The 14,579-nt window shown below is 37.8% G+C and carries 10 protein-coding genes; 2 read left to right on the plus strand and 8 right to left on the minus strand.

The genetic code is table 11. The annotated features are described in order from the left end of the window. Positions 1 to 217: 217 nt before the first annotated feature. The 3 genes from TYM08_RS10995 to TYM08_RS11005 form a co-directional block, all read right to left on the minus strand. On the minus strand, positions 218 to 3,856 hold the full coding sequence (locus TYM08_RS10995) for an ATP-binding protein (RefSeq protein WP_422379194.1): 3,639 nt from the start codon (positions 3,854 to 3,856) through the stop codon (positions 218 to 220). Next, the gene (locus TYM08_RS11000; protein ID WP_422379195.1) at positions 3,846 to 4,739 is read right to left on the minus strand and encodes a DUF4194 domain-containing protein; all 894 of its coding nucleotides are present in this window, start codon (positions 4,737 to 4,739) and stop codon (positions 3,846 to 3,848) included. Before TYM08_RS11000 ends, TYM08_RS10995 begins: the two co-directional genes overlap by 11 nt. 148 nt (positions 4,740 to 4,887) lie before the next feature. Continuing rightward, positions 4,888 to 6,321 (minus strand): Wadjet anti-phage system protein JetA family protein, encoded by a 1,434-nt coding sequence (locus TYM08_RS11005; protein WP_422379196.1) that lies wholly within the window; start codon positions 6,319 to 6,321, stop codon positions 4,888 to 4,890. A 264-nt stretch (positions 6,322 to 6,585) separates the two neighbouring features. Here TYM08_RS11005 and bcp (TYM08_RS11010) point away from each other — a divergent pair, with 264 nt between their 5' ends. After that, positions 6,586 to 7,050, plus strand: coding sequence for a thioredoxin-dependent thiol peroxidase (gene bcp, locus TYM08_RS11010; RefSeq protein WP_422379197.1), 465 nt, complete (start codon positions 6,586 to 6,588; stop codon positions 7,048 to 7,050). Between the two features lie 556 nt (positions 7,051 to 7,606). Here bcp (TYM08_RS11010) and TYM08_RS11015 read toward each other — a convergent pair. Beyond that, complete coding sequence (locus TYM08_RS11015; RefSeq protein ID WP_422379198.1) at positions 7,607 to 8,767, minus strand: hypothetical protein; 1,161 nt, start codon at positions 8,765 to 8,767, stop codon at positions 7,607 to 7,609. A gap of 98 nt (positions 8,768 to 8,865) precedes the next feature. Between TYM08_RS11015 and bcp (TYM08_RS11020) the strand changes: the two genes are divergently transcribed. Then, positions 8,866 to 9,339, plus strand: coding sequence for a thioredoxin-dependent thiol peroxidase (gene bcp, locus TYM08_RS11020; protein WP_422379199.1), 474 nt, complete (start codon positions 8,866 to 8,868; stop codon positions 9,337 to 9,339). Between the two features lie 440 nt (positions 9,340 to 9,779). Here the strand turns inward: bcp (TYM08_RS11020) and TYM08_RS11025 are convergent, their stop codons facing one another. The 4 genes from TYM08_RS11025 to TYM08_RS11040 are packed head-to-tail and all read right to left on the minus strand — an operon-like array spanning position 9,780 to position 14,256. Next, a complete protein-coding gene (locus TYM08_RS11025) occupies positions 9,780 to 10,598 on the minus strand; it encodes a hypothetical protein (protein WP_422379200.1) in 819 nt (272 codons plus the stop codon). A gap of 30 nt (positions 10,599 to 10,628) precedes the next feature. Further along, a complete protein-coding gene (locus TYM08_RS11030; protein ID WP_422379201.1) occupies positions 10,629 to 12,569 on the minus strand; it encodes a DUF3732 domain-containing protein in 1,941 nt (646 codons plus the stop codon). Beyond that, the gene (locus tag TYM08_RS11035) at positions 12,566 to 13,063 is read right to left on the minus strand and encodes a three component ABC system middle component (RefSeq protein ID WP_422379202.1); all 498 of its coding nucleotides are present in this window, start codon (positions 13,061 to 13,063) and stop codon (positions 12,566 to 12,568) included. The genes TYM08_RS11030 and TYM08_RS11035 overlap by 4 nt, the downstream gene beginning before the upstream one ends. Further along, a complete protein-coding gene (locus TYM08_RS11040) occupies positions 13,063 to 14,256 on the minus strand; it encodes an ABC-three component system protein (protein WP_422379203.1) in 1,194 nt (397 codons plus the stop codon). The genes TYM08_RS11035 and TYM08_RS11040 overlap by 1 nt, the downstream gene beginning before the upstream one ends. Between the last annotated feature and the right edge of the window lie 323 nt (positions 14,257 to 14,579).

Below are 14,579 nucleotides of genomic sequence, written 5' to 3' on the forward strand. Positions count from 1 at the left end.
TATAAAAAATAATCTAACAGTATCAATCTGCACTGAGTCATCAGAATGAGATAGCAATACTTTCATACAAAAATGAGAGCAAGCTCTCACCCACATAAATCAAACTAACAAGCACATGGATGTGCGTAATGCGTAGCTTTGCTCTTTAAGTTTTATTAATTAAAAAACTATTAATAAAAGAGTCAGAACGACTTGAATTAAACTTAAAGAGCAACTTTTAAAGCTCTTCCAAAAAATCCAACTCAGCCTGCTTACGAATAATCTTACGATGGTTCGCCCATAACGTTTTTATATTCTCTTCATTACAAGTTTGTCTATCCACCAACACTCGAGTATTCAGTGTCCCAATTTTTTTACCATTGGCCATGGGCACTTTGGTGAATACAAATTGGTTTGAGATCAAATCCATAAAGGGTCCTGACTTGCTGGTTGGCATAATGAACAACAATTGCAGACCTTGGGTTTTGGTTAGGTAGTTGATGACTTCTTTTGAACGGGTTTCGTCCATTTTTGAGAAGGCTTCATCAACTAATACCATTCGTAAATGGCTGTCCCCTTCGTTAAATTTAAACGCGCTGGTGATGGCGGCTGAACGAATAATGTAGGCTGGGGTTTCTAGCTGTCCACCTGAGCCTGTACCATATTGGCTTAATGCTATTGGGTCTTTACCTAATGGCTCTTTGTAGATTTCGTAGTTTCTGTAATTACGGTAATCACTTAAACGCTCTAATTCGCGCATGGCTTTTTGGGCGTCTTCGTCAAGTAACATGCTTAATAATTGGTCACGCACACGCTTAGATTGATCAGACAATTCACTATTAAATAAATTTTGCCCTTCGCCTAGTTCCGGATTATTTATAATCTCTTTAAAGAAATTCCAGTATTCTTTAAATTCTGGAATCCACTGCCAGTCGAATCTGTATTTTTCTTGATCGGCACCAAAACGGTGATGCTCTAATTCTTTGTTTAAATCTTGTAATATGTTTTTACCATCGTTAATGGCTTGGTAAATACTGTGACATAAATTTAAGACAAAGGCGTTGGAGAAATCGTCTTTTAGTTTTAATAACTGGTCTGATTTTTCTACCAATATGTTGTTTTCAAGTTTGTTTTGCACGCGATCAATTTCACGGGTTAGGTGACATATTTGCGCAAAAAATTCTTGGTCGTGATTTAAGCTGTGATTGGGGGTAAACACAATTAAATGCGAGCCTTGCGCGTTTTGGTTATGTTCCACCACTTTGCGCTCTAAATCGTACGACTTAGAGTTTAACTCTTGTAATACAGTGTTTAATTGCTGATCAATAATTTGTTGGGTGACTTGCCCTGCTTGTTCATCTGCTTGCTCTAAACGTTTTTCGTAATCAAAATCCGCCCATATTTTTTGAATCGCTTGCAAATCTTCTTCGCGTTTTTCTACAATTTCTAATGAATTTTCTTGATCTTTGGATAAGTTTTCACAATCTTTGTCTACTAATTTTAATGAGTTTTCAAGCTCACCTGACAGCACATCAAATTTTGAAATAATTTGATCAATTTCCACTTCTTTTTGTTTTAATTGAGCAAACTCCACTTCTAAGTCTTTAAAATCCGCTAAATCCATTTGTTGTAATTGGTTTTCAGCCTGTTGAATTTTACGACGAGTTTGCAGCATATTTTCAATGGTTTGCCCGTAAGACAACGTACGCAATTGATTCACTGAAAACAAAAATTGTTGCACGTCTTTTAAAACTTGCTCTGCCTGATTGGCAAGTATCGCTAATTGATTTAACTCTTTCTTTTTAGCAGCTAACGCGCGCTCACGTGCACCTTGACCAAACACTAATTCGCTGTCGGCCATATCACAACGAAACATCGCATAACCGCCTGAACCCATGCCATTTGCTGTGAGTCCTCGACGTGTTTTTGCTAATTCTCGTGCGTCTTTTACTTGCTCGACATTGGCGTACATGGCGGTTAAATAACTTTTAGCCGTGGCGTGTTCAAACTGCATTAAATGAATAATCGATTGTTTGCTTAAGCGTACTTTGTCACTGTCTTGTTTGGTTTTTGAGCCTTGAATAATACGTGCACGGGAATCTGATTTACTCATGTTTCGTACAATGGAAATCGCTTCGGCTTCAAATTCGCTATTCACCAAAATTGAATAACGCGCCCCACCAATGTAGCCTTCAATAGACGACTGCCAGTCTGGGTCGATCACTTCAACGTAATCACATAACACACGCGGATCAGCCTGTGGACACTCACGACGAATGGCCTCTAGTGCTGCTTTGGTGTACATCGGATAATTGACCTGCGCGGTTTCTAGTGCGTCGGTGTCGACTTGTTTTTGTTTAATTTGACGACGAATTTTTTCAAGATTTTGTTCTTTAGTGGCTTTTAAGCTTTGTAATTGATCGCGCAGTGACTGTCCTGATTTTTGAGTATTAGGATTAAACCAAACCTCATACCAGTCGTTTACTTTTTTCTCACTGATTAACGCTTGGTCTAAATGATCTTCTAATGGCGCAATATCAATCCAGTCTTGACCCAAAAGTTGATTCACATCTAATGGCGTTTGTTCGGCTAAATCTGCCATGTCTTTTGCTTGTTTCATCAATAATTTGTCATTTAACGCAGGTACATCCATAGCAAATGATTGATGATTTAATCCTTTAAATATTTCTTTAGAGGCTTCTAACGCTTTTTGCATGGCGTGATTTTGCTCTAACAATGGTTTGGCTAATTGTTGTAATTGGTCATTACCTTGGTTAATTAACTGCTCGCAATGATCTTTTTCTTGTAACGTTTCGATGCCTTGACGCTTGGCCTCTAATGCTAATAATTGATCACGAATGGCAATTCGACGATCTTGGTTAATGATTTTATCGCGCCCGGTGTTTTCGATTTGGTCACGTAATTGTTTTTGTTTTTCTTTAATTTCTAAGTATTGTTTTTGCTGTAACACGTAGCGGTTTTTTTCAGCCAAATAACTTAATACATGATGCTCGGTCCATTGGTCGATATAACTTTGTGCTTTAATTTTTGAGTGGCTTAAATTTTCAATGGTGGCTTTTAATTGGCTGGCGTCGGACTCCATGGCATAAATGGTTTTCATTAAGTCCGACACATTTCGAATGGCCTCACCTAAATCTTTACGCTCTAAAATTTCGTTAGCCACAAATCCGTTAATGGATTTAACCGGTTTATAGGCCATAAAACGCGAAAATGCACGGGCGGCATTTAACGCTTCACGCTCTGACACACTCTCATGCATCCCTTTTAACGCACCATAAAAACGTCTTAGGTATTGGCGTTTGGTGTCGTATTTTTCAACTGCCTTTTCGCCTAGTTTGTGTTGCAGTTTTTTACGCAAATGATCTAAACGCACCACTTGTTTGGTTGAGCCTTCTTCGCTGACTAAATCATTCAAATGCAATTGCGTGTCTTGTAATATAAAAAACTGCAAATCGTTTTGACGCGCTTGTGCAACCGCGCCTGCTTTATCTAACGTGGCACTGATTCCAATTAATGCGGTAAACGGTAACGCCGATTCACCTTGAGTCGGTGCAAAATACGCGGCTAAATATCCCACTGCGCCGTCGGGTCTGGCGTATGCGCCGTCATCACAACCTAAAACATAACTGGCCAACGTTCGTACAGTTTTATTACGCCCTCGTTGTGAGGCTTCGTCTTGACCTGGGTTGTAGGCAAACACATTGTCGTGCGCCGCGGTCATAATGGTTTGGATCGCATCGGCTGCGGTGGTTTTACCTGAACCGTTACCACCTGATAATAAATTAATTGGCCCAAAGTCAAATTCTAAGGCTGGGATGTTGCCCCAGTTAACGTAAATAAACTTCTTAAGATACATCGCTTATTCCTTTTTCTTGGTCGTGGCTTTTATCAGAGTTTTGTTCAGAGTTTTGCTCAGAGTTTTGCTCAGTGTCTTGGTCTTCATTTTGTTGATGATCGTCATTGTGGTCGTCATCGCCATCGAGAACGTAGTCATCTTCTTTATCGGTTATTTGAACCACTTCTGCCGCTTCAAATAACTCACCGCTTTGTTCACTGGCTTTTTGTTTTGAATCATTTTCTTGAGTGTCGTTAAGTAAATCGTCTTCCAAATCACTAGGCGCTAATAATAATTCTGATAACACCGCATCACTGACAAAGCTTAATATTTGTGGGCGAATACGTAACCATAAATCGTTGCTTTCAAATTGACTGTCTTCGGTATTCATTTGAATTAATCGCAATTGGCGTAAACGTTTAAACAATACTTTGCGATCATTCATTTGTTCTGGTAACTGACGCTTTAACATATTTTTCATGGCAATGGCGATGTCTTCTAACGACGTCAGGGCATTGGCTGACTCGTCGATTTCACCTTCGCGTACTGCTTTATCGTAGAGCGCACGTAGTATTAAAACAAGGGCCACTTCAGACTGTGACAGTCTTGTTCTTAAGCCTGTATTAAAAGGCCCTTCTTCGTCTTGCATACCCGGAATTTGCGCCCCTGGTGGAAATAAACGCACGTATTTAAAACGCGTTTGATGTTCAATACGAATACCCGATAATGAAAAATAATCACCAATTAACTCTTCGACACGCACAAAACGGTCATACAATATTTGTTCAACTTGGCTGTCATCGCGACATAACACGCCGTAATCCATCAGACGAATAATTAATTCACTCAGCTCTTTTTGGCTTAAGCCTTCTTTTTCTAATTTTTGTTCAATTGCATTTAACATAGTTTGTTCACTTTTTTTTAACTGTCTTATATTTATTCGCAGTTAATTCGTTTAAATTTATAATGTTTCGAACCTTTTTATTGACGCAAACACGAATTTTGTTCCAGACAAATTCGATGTACCTACATCCCTGTAGGCAACGCTCGAGCTACGGTATTTCGCTTTCGTGAAACGAAATCACAAATTCATCATAAGATTGTAAATATTCATTGCTGACAATATTGCCAGTAGGTTCAATATTAAATAGACGTGCAGCACCATCACTGGATTGACTGGCCGCTTCAATGGCGTGGGTTAATACCAATAAGTCTTGTGCACTTTGTATGGGAATGTCTTTAGTGCTGACTTGATTGTGCGTCATTAATTGTTCGGTTAAAAATGTGCGAATGGCACTGTCATTAATAAAAAACGCTTGATCCAACATTTGTTGAATGTACATTTCTTTATGAGCCATCGGGTCAAAATCGCCGCCCTCGTCCATAAACATATCAATATTATTGTGTTTACGTTTAGCGTGTAAAAACACATTGGCCGGATCAATAAACCCAACATTCATTTGTGTGAGTTTTGTGCCTGTCCTGTCTAAACGCTCCGCTTGTTCTTCAGGCGATAACGCGCTTAATTTTTGGCAAATATCAATGACATCATTATGTTGTTGGCTGGCTATAAAACTCATTTGACGAATAATAATGTCGGCGCGTTTTGTAAAACTTTGCAGCGCACTTCGCACTTGGGGCAACATCGCGTCGCTGGCGTTTTTAATTCGTTGTTCGATGGTGTCTAATAAATCGATATAAATTGAATTGTTGTCCTGAAGCATTTCAGGAAATAACTGACGCAAACGACGCTCGGCCACCACTTTAAAATCATTCTTTTTGCGTTTTAATTTTTGGGTAATATCGCAAATACGGTCGCGGTATTTTTCAACACTATCAGCTGATAAACGAATCGACAAATCCGACTCAAAGCGTTTTTCCATAAAATCAAAAAACTGTTCGGCGGCTTGTTCCACCATTTGCGAATTACCCGCCTCACGAATTAAATCGCGACGACGCTCTTCAAGCTCGGCAATCACATCGGTAAAATCCGACACAATACGCTCCGAAAACTCCCAAGCATCAATCAAATCGTATACATCGTCGCTGACTAAAAACGCATTTAACGCATTTAATGTGTTACGCGTATTACGTTGGCGTGTACGAGAAGCGCGAGCGGTGTGAATAAACGGCTCAGTAAATAGTCGGCCATAGCGCGAAAACGCAAAGCTTGATTGCAACGTGGCGTCATCGACTTGTTTTTCGATCCAACCACATTCAATAAGCTGATTTAAGATGTAACCGGCTTGTTCGCGCTCGTTTTTAAAACGCTGTTCGTTTTCTTCAAAGCCTAACAATATGGGCGCACGCACCAGCGCCTCTTGGAAAACGTCCAAAATTTGCTCACGAGTCAGTAACTGCGCGTAATCAACCTTACTGGCACTAAACTGAACTTGATAAAGCTGCGTAAGACATTCACGAATTTGCTCGCGATACTTACTCGTTAACGGCCTAAAAAACTGCTGACGTTCGTCTTGAAAGAACATATCATCCTGTCGATGCAAAAAAGTCGTCTAATTTACTGCATTTGCCCCATTGGATGCCACTGTAAAATCCATTTTTTTTTGCGACAATTCGGCTTGCGTCCAACTTTGCGCATGAGTTCGTTGGAAAATTCGCTTTTACATCGGTAAACTGTTTTTTTAAGCGTTGAATCGCCCTTATTTTGTACACTATTTAAACAGATGCACAGCGAGCTGTTTTTAAATGATGTAACCCTACCCGACCCATTTCTAATTGGAGCCCCACCTATGAGTTTAAATTTACCCAAAATTGGCAACAAAGCCCCTGCGTTTACCGCACTGAATCAACACGGCGAAAAAGTTAAACTAAGTGATTTTAAAGGCAAAAAAGTAGTATTGTATTTTTACCCAAAAGCCATGACACCGGGCTGTACCACACAAGCTTGCGGCATTACATCCGCTAAAGATGCGTTTGCTGCAAAAAACGCAGTAGTATTTGGCATGAGCCCCGACGCGCCAGAGCGTTTGGTTAAATTCATCGACAAGCAAAACTTGAATTTTGATTTATTGTCAGATGAAGATCACTCAATTGCAGACAAGTATGGCGTGTGGGCACTTAAGAAGTTCATGGGCCGTGAATATGATGGCATTCACCGCTTGACGTTTATCATCGATGAAGAAGGCAAGCTTGAGCATATTATGGAAAAGGTAAAAACTAAGACTCATCATGATGATGTTTTGGCGTTGTTGTAGGCTGACGGCTTAAAATTGTAGGTCGGACTTTAGTCCGTCAATGCTATTTTTTCTTCTTGCCTCTATGAATGGAGGTACATCGATTTTGTCTGGATTACTATAGGGATATAGTTATTAGAGCAACGTAGGATGCCAAAGCCGAACAAAAAATCGTGAGCTTCTGGCGTAAAATGATGCTTTAGATTTAAACGAAAAGCCGAATTAAATTTCTTTAATTCGGCTTTTTTTGTTTTTTATTCTTTATTTCCGTCATCCTCTAGGTGTACTTTCTCGGGGATCCAGTTGTTTACTATCCATTATTTCATGTCAGATTTTGACTTAATTTTTGCCTGTGTTTTTTAGGGGCATTGGTTCATTGGAATTGATTCAGAGAATCCATTTCTTTGAGGCATAAAAAAGGCCAGTACTGTAGTACTAGCCTTTATCGAATAACAAAATACAAACTCTTAGCCAGTTAACATAAGGGGTTTAGGCTTATTGTGTGTCAGAGTAAGTTCTTAAAGCAGCGAATAAAAAGGTGCCCCACAACACAGTGCAGGGACGAAGTGGTATTTTACTAGTTTACATCGAAACTATATTGGATATCTGGCAGTCCGGTAGCTCGAATTGTACCTGTTTGTTTGCCAGTTAAAATTCTATCTATCTTTTGCTCACCAATGTAGATATCACCATTTACTCTTTTCCCAGCGGGTATGTAAATTTTCCCTTCATTATTGGGTTTTATGATAAGTGGGATAAGTTTTCCCGTGGCGAAACTAAATTCAACTGTCGCCTGAAAATTACTAGGCAGTGTTGTTTGACCACAAATAACTTCTGTTTCTGCCATTGCGCTATTAGTAAAGTTTTGTGGATTTGGCACCGAACAAGTAGGTCCTACGAAAAATGAAACATCAGCAGGCGCAAAACCAGAGCTTTCAACCGTCATATTAATGTATTGGCCAAGCTCAGGGTTGTTTAACACTTTTACTGGTGGTTTTATTTTGACTATTTTAGTATCTACAACTTTATATGTGTAAAGATCCATATACCCAACTTGATCGCTTTGCGGTCCTGTTACATACCAAGTTGGACTACTTCCAGGAAATTCAAACGGGCTATTAGCAGCAAAGTCAAAAGTATAAGTGTAATTACTTGGAGTAATTTTTCGTTCAGGGTCTAAACATTGAGTGAATGTTTGAATCTGTGTTTGGTATTCACCCCATCCAAGGTTCTTCCCATTATCGGGAGAATTGACTTGGCACTGTGGAAAAAAGAAACAGTTTTTAGGAATATTAGGAGCAGGGTCTGAACCGAAAGTAGCTGGAGCACAGGAAAAAGCAGCACCGCCAGTTACGTTTTTAGTTAGGAACTTATTGTGAACCCCATACATAACCATACCATTACCAGGTGGAGTAAAGGTGCCAAAATCTTTTGCGCGGGATGGGATGACACGTATATCAGTACCCGAAACAAAGCATTTTTTAGGGACATTTGGCACAGGATCAATTCCAAATGTATTTGGCTCACATTGCATGGGGGACTTGCCAGTACCAGAAAGCGTTACAAAGGTCCCGTTAGCACCATAGTAAACAGTCCAGTTTTTACCGTCGATCGCGACTTTTGTAAAATCGCCTCCAATTTCAAGTGCGTTTGCTGGTGGAATTGAAGTCGCATTTGCTTGCAAGCCTAATGTCGCCATAGTAAAAGCGATACTAAATATTTTTATTATTCTATTCATTTGATTAACTCTAAAGTTGGTTAAGTTATTGATGGTCATCAAATTATATATGTACTTCTGAATAAATTGAAACAGATTCAAGAGGTCAGAATAAATAGGTGAAAACCAATGAGCTTGAAATCACCCTCTATTGGCAAAATAACCCTGCGTTTACAGCATTAAATCAACAAAGCGAAACAGTAAAATTAAGTGATTTTAAAGGCAAAAAAGTAGTATTGTATTTTTACCCAAAAGCCATGACACCGGGTTGCACCACTCAAGCTTGTGGTATTACGTCAGCTAAAGATGCGTTTGCTGCAAAAAACCCAGCAGTATTTGGCATGAGCCCAGACACGCCAGAGCGTTTGGTTAAATTCATCGAAAAACACGATTTGAATTTTGATTTATTGTCAGACGAAGACCACTCAATTGCAGACAAGTATGGCGTGTGGGCACTTAAGAAATTTATGGGTCGTGAATATGATGGCATCCATCGTTTGACGTTTATCATCGATGAAGAAGGTAAGCTTGAGCATATTATGGAGAAGGTTAAGACCAAAACTCATCATGATGATGTGTTGGCGTTGTTGTAATAAGAGAAGGCTTGAGGCTTGAGGCTTGAGGCTTGAGGCTTGAGGCGATTAATATTCTCTTGTCTCATTATTGATTCAAATAAAAAGCCGAATTAAATTTCTTTAATTCGGCTTTTTTGTTTTTACTTTTAATTCTTTATTTCCGTCATTCTCGAGGTGTTTTTTCTCGGGGATCCAGTGTGTTTTCTATCCATTATTTTAAATCAGTTTTCTGCTTAATTTGTGTCTTCGTTTTTCAGGGAAATTGATTCAGAGAATCTATTTCATTGAGGCACAAAAAAGGCCAGCATTTAAAATACCAGCCTTGATCGAATAACAAAATACAAAGTCTATGCCAGGGTTAGTCTTATTGTATGCGTCAGACTACCCCCTATTCTACAGTAACAATCTTTATAACATTCACACAAAGTAATATGGATATCCATGCAGTGCTTTGTTCATTAAGGCCAACGTTTTTTATTTCTTATTTGAGATTCACTCCCATCAAAATCCAAAAAAAACTCTGCTAATAATGGAGTGTAAGGCCCCCCTTTACTATAAAATGTCTCTTTCGTTAATACTCCCAATATCTTCACCAACGGTCTTAGTATATTAAATATATACGGCATTAAATACGGCGTTGCCAACTTCTGCTTTGCGGGGAAATCAATACAATCGAAGATCGTCATTGGCTTACCATCCATCCCCATTTGATTAGCGTTAACACTATCTTTAATCATACTATAATGCATTTTCACTTCTAAATTTTTCTTTTCTTTTATCTTTACAGGAACATCATTTTCGTAAATCTTATCAAGAATATTACCCCACCGATTTAATGGGTCATTTTTTAAATTACCATTACCACTAAGTTCATCCAAATTATAATATCTTGACCCTTTTGCAAAATCGCTAAAAAAACTTAATATATTTAATTCTACTGTTTCTTTTTTAAATCTATTTACATGCGAAATATCATGCTTTTTTCCAATAGCAACACACGATAAATAAAGGGCCTCCAAGTTATGGCCATAAGACTTTAAATCTTTTACTGAAGGTGCATCAAAAGAATGATCCAGCATATAATCAGAAATCACAATTAACTTCATAATCCTTTCCAAAGATGTTGAAGTATTAAAAAAACCAGAATAAAAATTAGACTTTTCTGGAAGCTCTGCGTTTCTTAACGTTGTTAAACCAGTTGCTAATGTACCCTGGGCTAACCCTCCTTCTTGTAACAATAAAGTAAATGTAGCTGAAAACTCATTATATTTATTCATTTTGAATACCTGATTATTTTTAACTTCATATCACTCATACCAATGGGCAGGAATAAGAGCATCTTTCCCGCGCCACTTAGTATCACGAACTGCATCTTGGAACCATGTCTCATCAATATCAGCATGGTCAGTAATAATAATTTGAAGGTCTGGAGATAATTCCTCAACAACTTTAAATATCCATTTAAATAATTGTCTCACTGTTTCTCTGTCTTCATCTTTTTCTATTACAGATAAGTCACCAGAATCTGATTTATCAGCAGGAAAAAATGCTTGTGAAGGCTGATCAAAAAATATGAACCTACCAACTGGCCTAGCGCGCTTTATAAACCATTTGGCTAAAGCTAGATAAGTCACAACGTGATACCCCATCCAATTTTCACCACTCCCCATTTTTTCAAGCGGTACTGGGCCATCAGGTGTATCGGATATTACCGTAAGTTTTGTTGCATCCAACCTAATTCTGTTTCCACTATATCCAAGCCCAAGTTCCTTCGCCCATACTGTCATGTCTTCAGCGATACAGCTCAATTGAGCTTCTAATTTTTCCTTTAATGCTGAAGGATCTAATTTCGCAGATAAACATTCTATTTTTTCCTCAAGTAAATTTAACTCACTTTCGAGGTCACCGCTATTGTCACTCCAGTTCACGCTATCTATATACAGTGATGCTTTCCCAGCCAATTTTGCTCGCATGATATTCAAATCTACAAATTGTTCTTGCTGATAATCTTGCTCGCGAATTTTACCAATTGCGCCTTTGACTCGTTTAATTTCGAGGTTTATTTCACTTTGTTTCTGCTTAAGTTTCGCCATGTATTTAGAAATACGAGGCTTAGTTCTATTCATACCTTCAAGCTTGGATGAAAGATCCTCCAATGCAGTATTTATAATCATACTAAAACGTGATTCACCAACTTGTACGTTATCGCATGCAGGACAATGACTAGAACTTGATTCAAATTTTTCAAATAATCCTACAGACTTGAGTCTATAACTTTGATCATTAACGGCTTTCTCAAATCCAGATTCCGATTCACTATAATCTTGCACTTCACGTATACGCATTTTAAGGGTATTTCGTTGGTTTAATAACGACTGGTTTTCTCTTTCTAATATCACAAGCGGATCACTTGTGTCATCGGAAACACTATCGCTAGGCGACCATTCATCTATGCGACGTAAGTTTTCAAGTAAAATATTTTCGCTCGGTATCAGGTTCTTTGATTCATATAAACCTAACTTGGCAGCTTCTGATAAAAGCTCATACCCCTTCTGTAACCCATCCCCTTTTACGGATTCGATTTCTTTTATTTGTTTAACTAACCGAGCTTTATTTCGCTTCAATAAACGTAATTCCTCAAGTTCTGCTAAACGATCATCTTCAGCCGCACCAATAAAATAAGGCAATGTATCTTTTATATTTTGGGGTACTCTATCTCTCGCTTGTTGATGAAATAAAATATCATTATTAGCAATTTCATTTTGACTTTGAAAGAGATAATAGCGTGAGTGTCTGAAACTGAGATTAACCGTTGAACGAGTTTGACCTTGCGGCACCTCTGTTACATTTTCAGGTACACCTACCATTCGAGTTAACAATTTAACAACACTGTCCATATTAGTATTTTGCGACAAGTCACACCTATTTGGGATAACAACTTCTTTTTCGGTTAACAAACAAGCGGACGAGTTGGATTTCACTCCTGACAATGGCGCGGCTCTGGCAATAAAAACTTGGCAATCAGGGAATTGTAATAAAACAGAATACCAATCCACTGTTTTTCTAATATGCCCTTCAGCAACCATACATTCACTAGCCCCTAAACAATATTCAACTATATGTATTAGAGATGTTTTACCACGCTGAGAAGCACCTGTAATTATATTAACTTTCCCAGGCTCCAGTATGATATCTCTACGCTCTCTATTTTTTCCATACAATGAAATCGCAAGTATTTGCATAGTCATGGTGTTACTCCTAATTGTGAATAAATTACCTCAGCTGAGCCAGCACATGAAAACCAGCGCCCCAAAAACCCTGCACTTTGAAATCCGTGTTTAAACTCTGAATTGTTTTTAACTTTAGAAGGATTTTTAGCCAACCGATCATCCACTATATTTAAAAACCCGTCAGCTTCCAGAATAATTGCACCGTTATTAAGTAGAAAATATAACGCTGTATTTGTAATATCAATAAATGCATTAACTGAAGAAGGAAAACCTACTAACGTACCTTCATTATCAGAAAACCAACCTGCTAAAGGTGTTGTTATATGTTTTGGTAGAATTTGAGAATAACGATTGGATAATGCTAATGGCACTAATAAGTAAGGCAATGAGCAATGCAAACCTTTACTGTTCTTTGTTTGACACTCACGTATTGCATGATAAAGAATAGTCCCAACATAAGCTGGGTTAAAAAGGTTTTGCTCTTCAGATGAAAACGCTGATGCTAGATTCATTATGCCACGTCCTCATTAGCAGCGACCAATTGTTTATATTCGGGGTGCCATCCAATTTTTAAATTATCGGCCAATATATGGTAACTTCCTTTTGATAAATACCCTTCGATAAACTCTGGTCTAATAGGCTCAATACCATCAACCTGACAAGATTGATAAAGCTTTGCCGAATATACTAATTTTTCCTGCTCTGTACCTATGATTTCAAACAGTTCAAGGAATGACTGCTTCTCTTTCCAATTATCTTCTAATTTTTGATCAAATGAGCCTAATTCTCCGGGATTAAGTAACCCGTCTTTTGACCATTTATTTCGTTGTTCAAATGCTCTGTAATAATTTTTAATAGCTAGCTCCAACATGTTTTTTGAAGCTTTAAACAACCTCAGTTGTTGAATAAAAACCCTTAAATCACCATCAACATCAATAATATCTGGCAATGCATCAGTAAATTCAGCTGGCAGATTAGTAGATAAGTATTGTGGCCTGATTAAATCGATAAGATCCTGAAGGTTGCCTAGATTAATGACCCCCGTAGGAGTTTGGCTTAGCAGATCAATACACCATGCAAACCATTGCCCCTCAATATGATTAATGAATGCATCAGCGGCATTATTTGGCACTGATTGTCTTGCTATAGGTTTCATTTTCTCTCTAATTCTAAGTAAATCATCCGATGCACCAATCATATAGATAGAGTTTAAAAATGCTTTTTTTTGTACCTTTGATAAAGTTTTAAATGCTTGATAGCCTTTCGCATTGGTTTTATTTTCACCTTCAGAAATTTCTAACATCGTTTTTAAAGCGGATTCTATATCGCGTTCATTCCCCATTCCTAGCTGTATTGCAATAGATTTTTTTGGTAAGGCCTCAGTTGTAACTAGTGTTAATACCACTTTACCCAGCTCTATTTTACCAGTATTAATAGCTTCTACCCATACACGAATAGTCTTCCATATATCAGGACTGCTATTCGTTAAATTACCTGGTTTACTATGAAATTTGGTTTGCAATAAATCTTCTGGCACACCTTCTTTATCAAAGCTAACATCATCAAGCAACTCAATAGACATATTTATCAATTCAGGATCAGCGACTTCTGCTAGTTTTTTTAATGAAAGTAACAACCCATAACGAATTTGATAAAGATATCCTAGCATTGATGCTGAGGCATTAAATTGATCATTTTTTGACATAAAATACATCCTAATAAATTAATATGTTACGTAGAATATCTCAAATATAACATTTGGGAATTTATAACATTTTGATGGCAGTTCATTTAATTTGACATAGACACTTACAAATAACTAGATTATGTCATCAATAGTCAACTTCACCAAATATACTTACAGACATATACTTACACAGACCACCATATTAATTCAGCCTAAATTCCATATTGATCTAAAAGTGACATCCACTTTTGAATAAACTATACAAATCAAAAAATTGAATAAAACCCTAATATTACAGGTTATTCACACAAAAAGCGGATCATTTTAAAGTTAAGCCATCT

The sequence above is a fragment of the Marinicellulosiphila megalodicopiae genome, assembly GCF_045862395.1.
Classification (GTDB): Bacteria; Pseudomonadota; Gammaproteobacteria; order Pseudomonadales; family Natronospirillaceae; genus Marinicellulosiphila; species Marinicellulosiphila megalodicopiae.